Raw genomic sequence first — 15195 nt, 5'->3', positions numbered from 1 at the left:
ACCATGGGCGAAGGCGTCGCCATCATGACCGGCGCCGTCACCGTCCCCACCGAGGACCAGGCGGTCACCCGGTGACCCCCGAGCTCGCCGGGGCGGCCACCGCGCAACCGGTCTCCACCGATGTCGAGGAACTGGTCGACCTGGCCCGCTCCTTGATCGTGCCCGGGGAACGTCGGATCCTCGGGATCACCGGGGCCCCCGGATCCGGCAAGTCGCGGTTCGCCGAACTGCTCGCCACCGTCCTCGGTCGCGACGCCGTATTCGTCCCCCTGGACGGGTTCCACCTCGCCGACCCGGAACTGCACCGGTTGGGACGGCACCCCCGCAAGGGGGCGCCGGACACGTTCGACGCCGCCGGGTACGTCGCCCTGCTGCAACGGCTGCGGGACCGGACCGACGAGGTCGTCTACGCCCCGCTGTTCGACCGCGGTCTGGAGGCGGCGATCGCCGGCAGCATCGCGGTCCCGGCCGAGGTCCCCCTCGTGGTGACCGAGGGGAACTACCTTCTCGTCGAGGCACCGGTCTGGGAGCGGGTGCCCGCCCTCCTCGACACCTGCTGGTTCGTCGACCCCGGCGAGGCGACCCGCATGGAACGGCTGATCGCCCGCCACGTCCGGTTCGGTCGTTCCCCCGAGGAGGCCCACGAGCGGTCCTGGGGTTCCGACCAGTCCAACGCCGAGGTCATCAACGCGACCCGACCGCGCGCCGACCGCATCGTCCAGCTCGGCCCCGACGACCGCCTCCGCTGAGCCCCGACCGCGGCTCGCCCCACCCCTTCCGTCCTTCCTGGAGCACCCATGACCAGCACCACGCTGAGCCCTGCCCGCGACCGTTCCTCCGACGACTCCCCCTGGGCCCCCCGCGACTGGACCGAGACCGACGACCGGGCGGTGACGACCGCCCGACTGCTCGCGATGGACGCCGTCGAGGCCGCGGGCCACGGACACCCCGGCACGGCGGTCGCCCTGGCCCCCGTGGGCCACGTCGTGTTCCAGCACCACCTGCGCCACGACCCCGCCGACCCGGAGTGGCGCGGACGCGACCGGTTCGTCCTGTCCTGCGGCCACACCAGCCTGACGCTCTACGTGCAGCTGTACCTGGCCGGGTACCCGATGAGCCTGGACGACATCAAGGCCTACCGGACGTTCGGCAGCCAGACCCCCGCCCACCCGGAGTGGCGGCACACCCCCGGCGTGGAGACCTCCACCGGCCCGCTCGGTCAGGGCCTGGCCATGGCCGTCGGGATGGCCATGGGGGCCCGGAAGGAACGCGGACTCCTCGACCCCGACGCTCCCGCCGGGACCAGCCCGTTCGACCACCGGATCATCGTCCTCGCCTCCGACGGCGACATGCAGGAGGGCGTCACCTCCGAGGCCAGCGCCTTCGCCGGTCACCAGAAGCTGGGCAGCCTGACCGTCGTGTTCGACGACAACCGGATCTCCATCGAGGGCAGCACCGCGCTGGCGACCAGCGAGGACACCGGGGCCCGCTACGCCGCCTACGGCTGGCACGTGCAGACCGTGGAACTCGCCCCCGACGGCGACGTCGACACCGCCGCCCTCTCCCGCGCCCTGGACGCGGCGGCCGCCGAGACCGAGCGGCCGTCGATCATCCTGCTGCGCAGCATCATCGCCTGGCCGGTGCCCGGTCGGCAGAACACCCCGGGTTCGCACGGTTCGCCGCTCGGGGCGGAGGCGGTCGCGCAGACCAAGACCCTCCTGGGAGCCGACCCCGCGGCCACGTTCGCGGTCGACACCGATCTCGTGGACGGGCTGCGCCAGGGAGCGCGCGAGCGCGGCGCGGCGGCCCACGCGCAGTGGCAGGAGCGGTTCGACGCCTGGGCCGAGCAGAACCCCGAACGGCTCGCCCTGCTGCGCCGGCTCGAGAGCGGGCTCGCCCCGGACTCCTTCGCGGCGGCCCGGCCCCGCTTCGAGACCGGCACCTCGCTCGCCACCCGCAAGGCGTTCGGTCGGGGCCTGCTCGCCGCCGCCGAGCACCTGCCCGAACTCTGGGGTGGTTCCGCCGACCTCGGGGACAGCAACAACACCGACATCGCGCCGACGTCGTTCCTGCCGGCCGGCAGCACCGAACCGACCGCCGACCCGGCCGGGCAGACCATCCACTGGGGCATCCGCGAGCACTTCGCCGGGGCGGCGCTCAACGGCATCGCCCTGTCGGGGTTGTCGCGCCCCTACGCCGGCACGTTCCTGGTGTTCTCCGACTACCTCCGACCCGCCATCCGGCTGGCGGCCCTCATGGAACTCCCGGCGATCTACGTGCTGACCCACGACTCGATCGGCCTGGGCGAGGACGGTCCCACCCACCAGCCCGTCGAGCACCTGGCGTCGCTGCGGGCGATGCCCGGTCTGGACGTCATCCGGCCCGGCGACGCCAACGAGACCGCGGTGGCGATGTGGAAGGTGCTGGCCGACCGGGGGCGTCCGGCCGCGTTCTCCCTCAGCCGGCAGGGCATGCCCGTGCTGCCGGAGGACGAGGACGGGTTCACGAGCAGCGCCGGCACCGAGCGCGGCGGCTACGTGCGCTGGGAGGGCGGCCCGGGCACCGAGCTGCAGCTGGTGCTCATCGCGACGGGCTCCGAGCTCCACATCGCGGTCGAGGCCGCCCGCAGCCTGGCCGAGGACGGCGTCCGGGTGCGCGTGGTGTCCATGCCGTGCCGGGAGTGGTTCGCCGAGCAGGACGCGGCCTACCGCGAATCGGTCCTGCCGGCGGCGGTGCGCGCCCGCGTCTCGGTCGAGGCGGCCAGCGCGCAGAGCTGGTACGACCTCATCGGCCTCGACGGTCGGGCCATCAGCGTGGAGGCGTTCGGCGCCTCGGCGTCGGCCGAGGAACTGTTCGAGCACTTCGGCGTCACCACCGCCAGGACGCTGGAGGCGGCCCGGGCCCTGCTCGCCTGACACCGGCCGGTTCCAGCCCGGCCCCACGGTCCGAGCGGCTGCCGACGACTCCAAGAAGCGGGTCGACGGCAGCCGTTCGCCGTTGCGTGGCAACGGCAACGGCGACGGCGACGGCGACGGCGACGGCGACGGTGACCGGCCGGGGGTGTCCGCTCAGAGCCGGGGGGTCAACCGACCCGCGACGAGGGTGAGCTGGTCGAGCGAGTCGACCACCAGGTCGGCGCCGACCAGGTCGGCGTCGTCGACGGTCCCCCGGACCGCGAGCACCCGGCAGCCCGCCGCGCGGGCCGAACGGATCCCGGCGGGGGCGTCCTCCACCGCGAGGCAGTCCGCGGCGTCGAGGCCGAGGGCCGCGGCCCCCGCGAGGTAGGGCTCGGGGTGGGGTTTGGGTTCGGTGACGTCGTCGCGGGTGACGGTGACCGCGGGCGCCGCCATCCCGGCGGCGGCGAGGCGGGCCCGCACCACCGAACGCCGCCCCGAGGTGACGAGAGCCACCCGCTCCGGGGGCAGGGCCGCGAGCAGGTCGACAGCACCAGGGGTGGGGACCACGTCGTCGACGTCGGTGTTCTCGAACTCCAGCACGCGGGCCAGCGCCACGTCGACCCGATCGGGTGGCAGCAGTTCCGCGAGCAGCGGTCGGGCCGGTCGACCGTGGTTGTCCTGCACCACGTCGAGGGGGAACCCGAACTCCATCGCCAGGCGGGCCCAGGCGCGCAGCACCGCCGGGGTCGAGTCGACGAGGGTGCCGTCGAGGTCGAACAGGAACCCGGAGAACTCCAACTGGAACAGCTCCGAGGCCGGGACCGGAGCCCGCAACCCCAGCGCCTGCCGGGCCCGGAACAGTTGTTGCGCCGGGGACAGCAGGACGTCGACCCGGACGTGCGGGACGAGGGGTCGTGCGGTCGAGGAAACGTTGCTGCGGAACGCGTCTCGCGAGGCACCACGCACCGCCCGGCGGGCGGCCAGGACGTCGTCGGGACCGTCGAGGTGCAGGACCGTCGGCTGGTGCGGGGCCAGCGCCGCGAGCAGCTCACGCCACTCGACCCCGCCGCGCAGCTCGGCGGTGAACGGGGCCACGAGCACCACGGGAACCCCGCCGGCCAGCACGTCAGCCGCGGTCGCCCGCAGGGCCGCGTAGCGGCCGCGACGGATCTCGGCCGCGACCGGCGAGGACAACCAGTGGTCCCCCGGCAGCACCGGGGCCAGCTCGTCCAGCAACGGGTTCGTGACGGTGTCGAGGTCGAGCAGAGCCGCCCCCACGCTGCGGGCCACGGCCCGGCCCAGCGTGGTCTTGCCGCTGCCGGCGGTCCCGGCCACGACCACCACTCGGGGCGGCGGAGTCGCGGGATCCGGAGGACGGGGCGGCGGGACGGCTTGACTTCCCTGCGGCATGACCCTGACTATAGCCGAGACAACGTTGTCCCGGCATCGTCCGGGACGAGGACCGGTCCCGGGACGAGGTGGAGCGATGGCCGGACGAGCCAGCATCAAGGACGTCGCCGCCGCGGCGGGCGTCAGCATCAAGACGGTCTCCCGGGTGGTCAACGGCGTCTCGACCGTCGACGCCGGGATGCGCGAGCGGGTCGAGCAGGCGGTCCGCGACCTGCACTACGTCCCCAACAGCACCGCCCGCTCCCTGAAGTCCGGGGCCGGCAACACCATCGGCGTGATCGTCGACTCGATCGACGACGTGTTCTTCTCCTCGCTCATCAGCGCGATCGAGGAGAGCGCCCTGTCCGCCGGGCTCGGCGTCGTCATCGGCAGCACCGGGCACGACCCGGACCGGGAACGCGACCAGGTGCTGCGGATGACCGCGCAGAACGTGCGCGGCATCATCCTCGCGCCGGTGAGCGACCGGCTCGACGCGCTGGAGCCCTACCGACCGGTCCTGCCCGTGGTGGCGGTCGACCGGAAACTGGCCGACCGCGACTCCGTCACCATCGACGACCACGGCGCGGCCCGCTCCGCCGTCGCCGAACTGCTGGCCGCCGGGCACCGCCGGATCGCGCTGCTCGGCTGGGACCCGGACTTCTCCACCTCCCAGGATCGTCGCCGCGGGTACGAGGACGCGCTGCGGGAGAAGGGGATCGAGGTCGACCCCGACCTTGTCCCCCTCGTCCCCTACCGGGACCCGCGACCGACGCAGGCGCTGCGTTCCGTCCTCGACCTCACCGCCCCCCCGACGGCGCTGTTCCTCGGCAACGCCCGCCTCGCCGCGGGAGCCATCGCGGCCACGCACACCCTCGGCCGGACGGACCTGGCCCTCATCTCCTTCGGCGACTTCCTGCTCGCCGACTCGGTCGACCCGTCGGTCAGCTGCATCGACCAGGACCCCTACGAGATCGGTGAGCTGGCCCTCCGGCGACTGCTGGAACTCCTCGAGGACCCGCAGTCCCCGGCGCGGCAGCACATCGTGCCCACCGCCTTCATCCCCCGCACCTCCCACACCCTCACCCCCCGCACCCTCACCCCCGAAGGACGAACGCGATGACGCGCATCGTGGCCGGGATCGACCTCGGTTCGACCGGGGTCAAGATCCTGCTCGCCGACGCCGACGACGAGTGCCGCACCCTGCTGGTCCGGCAGCTCCCCACCCCGTGGCGGGCGGCCCCGCAGGGTCGTACCGAGCTCGACGCCGACACCCTGCTCGCGACCCTGACCGACCTGCTCACCGGCGCCGCGGCGGACCTCGCCCAGGACCCCGCCCTGGTCGGCCGACCCGTCCTGGCGGTGGCCATCTCGGGAATGGGTGAGACCGGGATCCTGCTCGACCGCGACGACCGGCCCGCCGCCCCCGGCATCGCCTGGTTCGACCCCCGCGGGGAGGACCGGTCGACCGAGCTGGCGGAACGGTTCGGCGAAGAGTTCCCGGCCCGCACGGGGTTGCCGCTCGGGGTGCAGCTGCCGGTCGTGAAACTTGCGACCCTGGCCGCGGAGGGGCTCGACCTCGCCGACCTGCGGTGGACCAACCTGCCCGACTGGGTCGCGTTCGCACTCGGGGCCCGCCTCGCCGTCGACTCCTCGCTCACGTCCCGCACCGGGATGCTGGACGCGGACACCGGTGCGGCCTGGGCCGCCATGGCCACCCACCTCGGGGTCGGCCCCGACTTCCTCCCCCCGGTCCTCGACGCCGGGACCGATCGCGGCGAGGCCACGGCGGAGTGGTTGCCGGCCCCGTTCCGCGGGGCCCGGGTGACCGTGGCGGGGCACGACCATCTCGTCTCGGCGGTGGCCGGCGGTGCGGTCGCCGACGACCGGTACCACGCCTCCCTCGGCACGGCCGAGGTGCTCCTGCGGGTCCTCGACGAGCCCCTGCCGCCCGCGGCCCGGGTCCGCCTGGCCGCGTTCCTCATCAACTGCGTCCGGCACGTCGTGCCCGGCACCCACGTGCTCGTCGCCGGGGTCAAGACCGGTCTGCTGCAACGCCGTGCGCTGCAGCTGGCCGGCATCTCCGACCGGGCCGGGCGCGACGCCCTCGACGCCGCGGTGATGGACCTCCCCGTGGACGGCGCCCTGGAGCCCGGGGCGGTCGAGGTCACCGGCGCCCGCAACGACGACGGCGTCCTCGCCGTCCGCCTGCCCGCCGACGGGGTCGGCCCCGCCGAACTGTTCGCGGCGGTCCTGCGCCACGGCAACGACGAACTGGCCCGCCTTGTCGAGGCGATGGACGCCGAACTCCCGCCGGCCCGGGCGACCGTCCTGACCGGCGGCTGGGCGCAGATGCGCAGCGTCCAGCGGGCCCGCGCCCGGGTGCTGCCCGCCCCCGAGGTCTCCGGCCGCGAGGAGGACACCGCCCACGGGGCGGCCCTGTTCGCCGCCCGCCTGCTGCCGGCCTGACCCGCCCCACCGGCGGGTACGACCCGTCCGATCCCACCGAACCCACCCACCGCACGCCCGTACGGCCCGCACACCCCACCGACCCATTCCGCACCACGATCGCGAAGGACGTCGAAGTGAACACCCTCACCACGCTCGAGAAGCGCGCCATGTCCCGGCTGACCACGCCGGCCGGAGCGATGTGCATCGTCGCCGCCGACCAGCGCAACAGCATGAAGGCGGTCATGAAGGACGCCCCCGCCGGTGCGTCGTCGGTGACCACCGAGCAGCTCGCCGCGGCGAAGGCCGACCTGGTGACCTACCTCGCCAACCACGGGCGGGCCATCCTGCTCGACCCCGAGGTGGCCCTGCCCGCGATCGTCGACGAAGGCGTCATCTCCGCCGACACCGCGCTGGTCGTCGCCCTCGACGCCTCCGGGTTCGAGACCGTGGACGGACTGCGGCACACCCGGTTCATCCCGGGGATGAACCCGCGCCGGGTGCGCGAGCTGGGCGGCGACGCCGCCAAGATGCTCTGGTACCTGCGCCCCGACCGTCAGGGGGCGGACGCGCCGGTGCTGCAGGAGATCGCCGACCTGGTCAAGGCCTGCACCGACGAGGGCGTCCTGCTCATCGTCGAGATCCTCACCTACCGCCTCGAGGACGAGACCGAGGAGGAGTACGCGCAGCGGTTCCCGCAGCTGATCATCGACTCGGCCCGGCTCTGCGTCGACGCCGGCGCCAAGGTCCTGAAGCTCCCCTACCCGGGTTCGGCCGAGGCCGCCGCGGCCGTGACCGAGGCCTCCCGCGGGGTTCCGTGGGCCGTGCTCTCGGCCGGCGTCGACCACGAGACGTTCATCGGTCAGGTCGCCATCGCCGTCGAGAACGGTTGCGCCGGAGCGATGGCCGGACGCTCGCTCTGGAAGGACAGTCTGGCGGTGTCCGCGGAGACCCGTCAGGAACTGCTGACCGAACGGGCGCTGCCGCGTCTGAAGGAACTGCTCACCGCGGTCGACGGGAAGACCGGCGCCTGAGCACCCGGTGAGTCGGGTGCGGTCGGCGGGGGTCAGTTCCCGCCGACCGCACCGACCACGCCGAGGTCGGGGACGGCGAGCCGGCAGGAGTCCCGCTCGACGAGCCGGACCGCGAGGACGTTCTTGCGCCGGCGCCGCCGTGCGGGTTCGGCGATGCGTTCCAGGACCCGACGCGCGGCCAACCGCCCGAGCATCTCCGGGTCCTGGTCCACCACCGTGAAGGAGGGCGTCAGCACGTCGGCCATCGGGAAGTCGCCGAAACCGACGTGGGGCAGTCCCGTGCGCTGGACCGCGGCCATCATCGCCATCGAGGTACGGGCGTTCGTCGAGAACACCGCGTCGGGCCCGGCGGGCAGGATCCGGGCCAGGGCCGCCTCGGCCCGGGTCCGATCGGTGACGTCGAGGGCCACGAGGGCCGGATCGTCGGCGATCCCCCGTTCGGCGAGCGCGGCCCGGTAGCCCGCGAGCCGGTCTGGCGTCGCCGGGAGCGTCTCGTGGTCGCCCAGCAGCGCGACGCGGCGGCACCCCCGGTCGAGCAGGTGCAGCGTGGCCGCCCGGGCGCCGCCGTGGTCGTCCTCGATGAAGTAGTCGGTGCCGACCCCGATGGGGGGCCGGTCCACGAAGACCGTCGGGACACGGGTGACCCACCGGTGCAGGTAGGCGTGGTCGGCCGAGATCGGGGCGACCACGAGCCCGCTCACCTGGGTCCGGAGCAACGCCTCGACGAGCTCGGCCTCCCGCCCGGCGTCGCTGCCGAGACTCGTGACCACGCTGGACAGGTCGTGCTGGCGGGCCTCGTCGTCCACGGCGGCCACGATCGTCGCGAAGAAGGGGTCGGCCAGGGACGGCACCGCCACGCCGACCGTCCGGGCCCGGCCCGAACGGAAGGTCCGGGCCAGGTCGTTGGGGACGTAGTTCAGCTCCTGCAGGGCCGCCTCGACGCGCGCGCGGGTCTCGGGCAGCACGTGCGGGTCGTCGTTGAAGACCCGGGAGACCGTCTTCGGGCTGACCTCGGCCCGGCGGGCGACGTCGCGCATCGTCACCATCCGCGCCGTCCTCGGGTCGAGCAGCCCCTCCCGGCGAGCGGCACCGACGGTCATGATGGCACCCCCACCCTCACCGGGCGATCACTGACAGGTGTAGCCACCGTCGATGGGGACGACGATCCCGCTGATCATCGAGGCGAGGTCGCTGAGCAGGAACGTGATCGGCCCGGCGATCTCGTCCTCGGTCGCCCAGCGGCCCAGCGGCATGGCCTTGAGGAAGGGGCCCTCGATCTCGGGCTGCCCCCAGTGCCCGGCCGACATCGGGGTCATCACGACGGTGGGGTTCACGCTGTTGACCCGGATGTCGTAGCGCCCGAGCTCCAGGGCCGAGACGCGGGTCATGTTGTCGAGCCCGGCCTTGGTCGCCCCGTAGGAGATGTGACCGGGCAGGGCCACCAGCGCGGCCTGGCTGGAGACGTTGACGATGGACCCCCCCTTGCCGAGGCGGACCATCGACTGCGAGGCGTACTTGGTCATCAGCAGCGCCGCGCGCAGGTTGATCCGGACGACCCGGTCGAACACGTCCATGTCGGTGTCCATGGGGGTGGCGATCTCGCCGCCGTCGCCGGCGCAGTTGACCAGGCCCCAGAGGTCGAAGCCCTCCATGGCCGCACGCACGGCCTCGTCGTCGGTGAGGTCGAAGGCGAGCGGGCGGGCGCCGGTCTCGGCGCAGAGCTCGGCCACGCCGGCCTCGGTGCGGGCCTGGGCCACGACGTCGGCCCCGGCGGCGGCCAGCCGGCGCACCGTGGCGCCCCCGATACCACCGGCCGCGCCGGTCACCAGGATGGTCCGGCCATTGAAGTCGATCACGGTTCTGTCCTCTTCTCGTTCGACGTCGAACGTTCTCGGGAGCCGCCACCGTAGCGCAGCGAACGCCCGGATGACACCGATGTCACGTCATCCGGGCGAATTGGTTGACACCGGTGTCATGCCAGTCCTAGATTCCTCGTGACGGAGCGACGAGGCCCGCAGCAGCACCCGATCCCAGGGCCGGGAGAACCGGGCGAGACCAAGGAAGTCGACGATGACGCGATCCCTGCTCGACGAGCGAGAGCGAACCCACCGAGGAGGCCGGGCATGATCCGCCGCACCCCCATCCTCGAGGCCCGTGGCCTGCGCCGGAGTTTCGGTGCGGTCAAGGCCCTCGACGAGGCCGACTTCGACATCTACCCCGGCGAGGTCGTCGCCCTCATCGGCGACAACGGGGCGGGCAAGTCCACCCTGGTCAAGGCCCTCTCGGGGAACCTGGCGCTGGACTCCGGCGAGATCCTCTTCGACGGTCAGCCGATCGACCTCGACTCCCCCAACGCCGCCAGCCAGCTCGGGATCGAGACCGTCTACCAGGACCTCGCGCTCGCCCCCCACCTGACCCCGCCCCAGAACATGTTCCTCGGCCGGGAGATCCCCGCCCCGGGGCTGCTCGGCAAACTGGGTTTCCTGGACAACAAGACGATGCGCCTGCAGTCCAAGGAGGCCTTCGACGAGCTCGGCGCGACCGTCCGCAGCTACAGCGACCCGGTCGGGTCGATGTCGGGCGGGCAGCGCCAGGCCATCGCCATCGCCCGGGCCGTCGCCTGGGCGAAGGGCCTCATCTTCCTGGACGAGCCCACCGCGGCGCTCGGGGTCGTCCAGACCGCCAACGTCCTCAAGACGATCCGCCGGGTCGCCGAGCGCGGGGTCGCCGTGGTCTTCATCTCCCACTCGATGCCGCACGTCATGGAGGTCGCCGACCGCGTCCAGGTGCTGCGCCTGGGCCGGCGGGTCGCGACCCTGAACGCCAAGGAGACCTCGATGGAAGAACTCGTCGGCGCCATGACCGGCGCCCTCAGCCGGGAGGCGAAGGACGCCGGCCCGATCGGCACCGGGAACGGCGGGGTGCGCTGATGTCGACCCCGACCTCGACCCCGACCAGCCCGCCCGCGGGCGGTCTGACGGCCGACGGCGAGATCGCCGCCCCCCGTCCGGGTCTGGGAGAGATCGCCTCCCGGATGATCCGGGTGCAGGCCTTCCAGATCCTCTTCGTGCTCGTCGCGATCTGCCTGGCCTTCAGCGCGCTGGCGCCCGACGCCTTCCCGGGCTGGACGAACTGGCGCCAGATCGTCCAGAACGTCTCGATCCTGGGCGTGCTCGGGATCGGCATGACCTTCGTCATCATCACCAGCGGCATCGACCTCTCCATCGGATCGGTACTGGTGTTCTCCGGCGTCGTCTCGGCGATGGTCATGCGGGCCATGGGGGCCGAGGGCTGGGGCACCGCCGTCGTCGGGATCGTCGTCTCGATCCTGGTCGGGATGGCCTGGGGCGTCCTCAACGGCGTCCTCATCGCCAAGGCCAAGGTCCCCCCGCTAATCGTCACCCTGGGAACCCTGGGTGCGGCGCTCGGCCTGGCCCAGGTGCTCACCGGCGGCATCGACATCACGTCCGTGCCGACCGTCCTGTCGAACTCCGTCGGGTACGGCAACCTCCCCGGCACGACCCTGCCGATCATCTCGGTGATCGCCCTGGTCTTCATCGTGGTGTTCGGCATCATCCTGCACCGCACCAAGTTCGGGCTCTACACCTACGCGGTGGGGTCCAACGAGGAGGCGGCGCGCCGCGTCGGGGTGAAGGTCGACCGCCAGCTCATCATGATCTACGGTCTGTCCGGGACCCTCGCCGGCGTCGCCGGCATCCTGTCCCTGGCCCAGTACTCCACCACCGCGATCGCCGGGCAGTCGGCGACCAACCTGAACGTCATCGCGGCGGTGGTCATCGGTGGGACCAGCCTCTTCGGCGGCTACGGCACCATCTTCGGCACGGTCGTGGGCCTGTTCATCCCGGCCGTCCTGCAGAACGGTTTCGTCATCGTCGGGGTCCAGGCGTTCTGGCAGCAGGTCGCCGTGGGCGTCGTCCTCATCGCCGCCGTCTACATCGACCAGCGCCGCCGGGCCGCGGCCGCCCGTGGCGGCGGATCGACCAAGCGCGCCTCGCTCACCGGGTTGCTCCGGAAGAAATGACGGGTCCCGCCCCGGACCCGCAGCACGACCCGGGCCCACCCGGCCCCGAAACCCTCACCCTGTCAGTCACCGAACACTGGAGTTCAGTCATGCGCAGCACGTCCCGTTCCGCCGCCGCCGTCCTCACCCTCGGCCTGGCCGCCACGCTCACCCTGACCGCCTGCGGCTCCGACTCGGGCTCGACCGGGTCGGGTGACTCGGGCGGCTCCAACAACGAGCTGGCCTTCATCCAGGGTGTGGCGGGCGACCAGTTCTACATCACCATGGAGTGCGGGGTGAAGGCCGAGGCCGAGAAGCTCGGCATGGAGGTCGACGTCCAGGGCCCGCAGAAGTTCGACCCCACCCTGCAGAAGCCGATCGTCGACTCCGTCGTGGCCAGCAAGCCCGCCGCGATGCTGATCGCCCCGACCGACACCTCGGCGATGGAGGCCCCGCTGAAGCAGGCCGCGAGCGCAGGGATCAAGGTCGGTCTCGTCGACACCACCGTGAACGACCCGTCGTTCGCGGTCACCCAGGTCTCCTCCGACAACGAGGGCGGCGGCGCCGAGGCGTTCAAGGCCATCAAGGAGCTGAACCCCAGCGGCGGCAAGGTCCTGGTCATCTCCACCGACCCGGGTGTCTCCACCACCGACGCCCGCACCAAGGGGTTCGAGGACGCGGCCAAGGCCGACTCCGCCTTCACCTACCTGGGTGTCCAGTACAGCCACAACGACCCCTCGACCGCCGCCAAGATCATCACCGCGGCGCTGTCCAAGGACCCCGACATCGTCGGCGTCTTCGCCACCAACCTGTTCTCCGCCGCGGGCACCAGCACCGGCGTGAAGCAGGCCGGCAAGGCCGAGCAGGTCAAGATCGTCGGCTTCGACGCCGGCCCCGACCAGATCTCGGCCCTCAAGGACGGCACCGTCCAGGCTCTCATCGCCCAGGACCCGTACCAGATCGGGGTCGACGGCGTGCAGCAGGTGTCCGCCGCGCTCAAGGGCGAGTCGACCACCAAGGAGATCCAGACCGGTTTCCACGTCATCACCGCCGACAACGTCGACGGCGAGGGCGCGCAGTACGCCTACAAGTCCAGCTGCTGATCCCCGGGTCCGCCCGGACCCGTGCAGCTCCACCGCAGAACCACCGCCGACCCCGGCGGCCGTCCCCCACGGCCGCCGGGGTCGTCGGCGTCCCGGGTCAGTCCGGGGTGGACCGGCCCACCGAACCAAGCTGCCCGGCGGCCAGGGAGTCGAGCGTGAGCGTCGCCGTCGCGTCGCGGAAGTCCTGCGCGATGGCCCGCGCGGCGGGGGACAACCGGCGGTCCGCGACGTGGGCGAGCAGGACCCGTCGGGCGGCGACGCGGTCGGACGGGGCCGGACGCAGGAGCCGGACGTCGTCGCGCAGGTTGGTCAGCCCCAGGCGCGGGGCCAGGGCGATCCCGAGACCGGCGGCCACCATCGCCTGCGTCTCCTGGTAGTCCTGCGCCTCGTAGGCGATGGTCGGTTCGAAACCCTGGGTCAGACAGCTGCGGAGCAGCACCTCCCCCACCGGGTGCCGGTGCGACCGGACGATCCAGGCCTGCTCGCGCAGGGACCGCAACGAGGGGTCGATCCGGTCGGCCAGGGGGCCGTCGCGGGGCACGACCAGCACCGAGGGGTCGGTCAGCAGGACCGTCGTGGCGATCTCCGGGTCGGCGAACCGGTTCCAGGGGTAGTCCCAGAGCAGCGCGAGCTCGACCTCCCGGGTGCGCAACGCCTCGACGAGGTCGTCCTGCAACGCGCTGCGCACGCGCAGGTCGATCCCGGGGTGCGCGATGAGGAACCGGCTCAGCACGAGCGGCAGCAGCGAGGAACTCACCGTGGGGAACGACCCCAGGCGCAGGCTGCCCCGCTCCAGGCCGGAGAGCTGGTCGAGCTCGGCGCGCGCCGCCCGCAGCTCCAGTTCGATGCGCCGGGCCCGGGCGGCGAGGGCCTCGCCGGCGTCGGTGAGACGGACCCCTCGGGGGAGTCGTTCGAGCAGCGGCTGGCCGGCCTCGTCCTCCAGCCGGCGGATCTGCTGCGAGACCGCGGAGACGGTGTAGCTCAACCGCTCCGCGGCTGCACTGAGGGAACCGGCCTCGGCGACGTCGGCGAGCATGAGCATCCGTCGGACGTCCAGCGCCATGGTTCGATCCTCCAGTTCTGCTTAAGGGGCCTCTATCAAGGCGACATTGTACTGAAGGGTTGATCTCCGGATAGTTGCTCTCAGCGACGGCGCCCACCGGGGTGCCGACCGAGCGAGAGGCGGGACCGTGGACGTGAAGGCGACCCTCGTCCGGGGTGGGACCAGCAAGTGCTGGTTGTTCTCCGCCGTGGACGTCCCCCGGGAGCGGGGGACCCTGGAGGCCCTGCTGCTGGCCGCCTACGGAGCGGCCGACAGCCGGCAGATCGACGGCGTGGGCGGAGCGACCTCGACCACGTCCAAGGCCGCGGTCGTCGGGCGCTCCCGTCGTGACGACGCCGACATCGACTACCTCTTCGCCCAGGTGGGCATCGGCGAGCGGTCGGTGGAGTGGGGCAGCAACTGCGGCAACTGCGCCACCGCGATCGCCCTGTACGCGGTCACCAAGGGTCTGGTCCCCGTCGCCGGGGACGTGACCCGGGTGCGGATGCACCACCTGGGCACCGGGGCCCGCCTCGACGGTCTCGTCGCCACCCCGGGGGGTGCGGTTCCCGTCGAGGGCCACGCCACCGTCCCGGGCACCGAGGCCGAAGGTGTCCCCGTCGGGCTGTCCTTCCTGGACGCCGACGGTCGCACCACGGGGTCGCTGTTCCCGACCGGGGTCCGCCGGGAGCTGCTGCGCGCCGGCTCGCGCGACGTCGAGGTCACGATGATCGACGCCGGGGCCCCGCTCGTCCTCGCCGCGGCCGGCCCCCTCGGGCTGACCGCGACGGAGACCGTCGAGGAACTGGCCCCGCACCTGGGCGACCTCATCGACGTGCGGGCCGCGGCCGCCGTGGCCATGGGCCTGCGCCGGCCCGACGAACCCGTCCGGCACGCGGTGCCCAAGGTCGGGATCGTCGGTCCGCCGGCCGACCACAAGACCGACGACGGCCGGGTCGTGCTCGAGGAGGACGTGGACCTGGTCGTCCGGATGCTCTCCATGTTCGACGTGCACCCCGTCATCGGCCTCACCTCGGCCGTCGGACTTGCCACCGCGGCCCTGGAAGGGGGCACCCTGGTCTCGGCCGTCGCGCGGCCGGGGCTGGACGGCGTCGTCCGGCTCGGGACGCCCGGCGGCGTGGTGACGGTGACGGTCTCCGAGGACGGGGACGGCCACCGCGAGGTCACCGTGCAACGGGCCGCCCGGGTCATCGCCGACGCCACCATCTACACCCCTGAACTCGTCTGACGCACCACCCCGTTC

At 72.8% G+C, this 15195-nt stretch carries 13 protein-coding genes; 9 read left to right on the top strand and 4 right to left on the bottom strand.

Annotated features, from left to right (window positions below):
• The first annotated feature begins 71 nt into the window (after positions 1-71).
• Together ACFFKU_RS05980 and ACFFKU_RS05975 are read left to right on the top strand one after the other, a co-directional pair.
• Positions 72-749, top strand: a complete 678-nt coding sequence (locus ACFFKU_RS05980) for a nucleoside/nucleotide kinase family protein (protein WP_380136461.1) — start codon at positions 72-74, stop codon at positions 747-749.
• A 48-nt stretch (positions 750-797) separates the two neighbouring features.
• Positions 798-2915, top strand: a complete 2118-nt coding sequence (locus tag ACFFKU_RS05975) for a transketolase family protein (protein WP_380136460.1) — start codon at positions 798-800, stop codon at positions 2913-2915.
• Between the two features lie 153 nt (positions 2916-3068).
• Here the strand turns inward: ACFFKU_RS05975 and ACFFKU_RS05970 are convergent, their stop codons facing one another.
• Positions 3069-4232 carry an HAD-IA family hydrolase gene (locus ACFFKU_RS05970; RefSeq protein WP_380136459.1) on the bottom strand — a complete coding sequence of 388 codons (1164 nt, stop codon included), beginning with the start codon at positions 4230-4232 and terminating at the stop codon, positions 3069-3071.
• A gap of 151 nt (positions 4233-4383) precedes the next feature.
• On the opposite strand from ACFFKU_RS05970, the gene ACFFKU_RS05965 reads away from it, so the two are divergent.
• The 3 genes from ACFFKU_RS05965 to ACFFKU_RS05955 all read left to right on the top strand — a co-directional run bounded on the left by ACFFKU_RS05965 (position 4384) and on the right by ACFFKU_RS05955 (position 7765).
• Complete coding sequence (locus ACFFKU_RS05965) at positions 4384-5406, top strand: LacI family DNA-binding transcriptional regulator (protein WP_380136458.1); 1023 nt, start codon at positions 4384-4386, stop codon at positions 5404-5406.
• The gene (locus ACFFKU_RS05960; RefSeq protein ID WP_380136456.1) at positions 5403-6752 is read left to right on the top strand and encodes an FGGY family carbohydrate kinase; all 1350 of its coding nucleotides are present in this window, start codon (positions 5403-5405) and stop codon (positions 6750-6752) included. The genes ACFFKU_RS05965 and ACFFKU_RS05960 overlap by 4 nt, the downstream gene beginning before the upstream one ends.
• A 116-nt stretch (positions 6753-6868) precedes the next feature.
• Positions 6869-7765, top strand: a complete 897-nt coding sequence (locus tag ACFFKU_RS05955; protein ID WP_380136454.1) for a tagatose-bisphosphate aldolase — start codon at positions 6869-6871, stop codon at positions 7763-7765.
• 32 nt (positions 7766-7797) lie between these two features.
• On the opposite strand, the gene ACFFKU_RS05950 is transcribed toward ACFFKU_RS05955, so the two are convergent.
• Both ACFFKU_RS05950 and ACFFKU_RS05945 read right to left on the bottom strand, forming a co-directional pair.
• A complete protein-coding gene (locus ACFFKU_RS05950) occupies positions 7798-8865 on the bottom strand; it encodes a LacI family DNA-binding transcriptional regulator (RefSeq protein WP_380136453.1) in 1068 nt (355 codons plus the stop codon).
• Positions 8866-8892: 27 nt separating this feature from the next.
• Entirely contained in the window at positions 8893-9621 is a 729-nt protein-coding gene (locus ACFFKU_RS05945; RefSeq protein WP_380136452.1) for an SDR family oxidoreductase, read from the bottom strand.
• Between the two features lie 267 nt (positions 9622-9888).
• On the opposite strand from ACFFKU_RS05945, the gene ACFFKU_RS05940 reads away from it, so the two are divergent.
• The 3 genes from ACFFKU_RS05940 to ACFFKU_RS05930 all read left to right on the top strand — a co-directional run bounded on the left by ACFFKU_RS05940 (position 9889) and on the right by ACFFKU_RS05930 (position 12889).
• On the top strand, positions 9889-10695 hold the full coding sequence (locus ACFFKU_RS05940) for an ATP-binding cassette domain-containing protein (protein ID WP_380136451.1): 807 nt from the start codon (positions 9889-9891) through the stop codon (positions 10693-10695).
• The gene (locus ACFFKU_RS05935) at positions 10695-11807 is read left to right on the top strand and encodes an ABC transporter permease (RefSeq protein WP_380136449.1); all 1113 of its coding nucleotides are present in this window, start codon (positions 10695-10697) and stop codon (positions 11805-11807) included. Before ACFFKU_RS05940 ends, ACFFKU_RS05935 begins: the two co-directional genes overlap by 1 nt.
• An 89-nt stretch (positions 11808-11896) precedes the next feature.
• Entirely contained in the window at positions 11897-12889 is a 993-nt protein-coding gene (locus ACFFKU_RS05930; protein WP_380136448.1) for an ABC transporter substrate-binding protein, read from the top strand.
• A 97-nt stretch (positions 12890-12986) separates the two neighbouring features.
• Here the strand turns inward: ACFFKU_RS05930 and ACFFKU_RS05925 are convergent, their stop codons facing one another.
• Positions 12987-13952 (bottom strand): LysR family transcriptional regulator, encoded by a 966-nt coding sequence (locus ACFFKU_RS05925; RefSeq protein WP_380136447.1) that lies wholly within the window; start codon positions 13950-13952, stop codon positions 12987-12989.
• 127 nt (positions 13953-14079) lie between these two features.
• On the opposite strand from ACFFKU_RS05925, the gene ACFFKU_RS05920 reads away from it, so the two are divergent.
• Positions 14080-15180 carry a PrpF domain-containing protein gene (locus ACFFKU_RS05920; RefSeq protein WP_380136446.1) on the top strand — a complete coding sequence of 367 codons (1101 nt, stop codon included), beginning with the start codon at positions 14080-14082 and terminating at the stop codon, positions 15178-15180.
• The last annotated feature ends 15 nt before the right edge of the window (positions 15181-15195 follow it).

Origin of the sequence: Kineococcus gynurae, assembly GCF_042433995.1 — a bacterium.
In the GTDB taxonomy this organism is placed as follows: Bacteria; Actinomycetota; Actinomycetes; order Actinomycetales; family Kineococcaceae; genus Kineococcus; species Kineococcus gynurae.
This window is presented reverse-complemented; position numbering and strand designations above follow the sequence as displayed.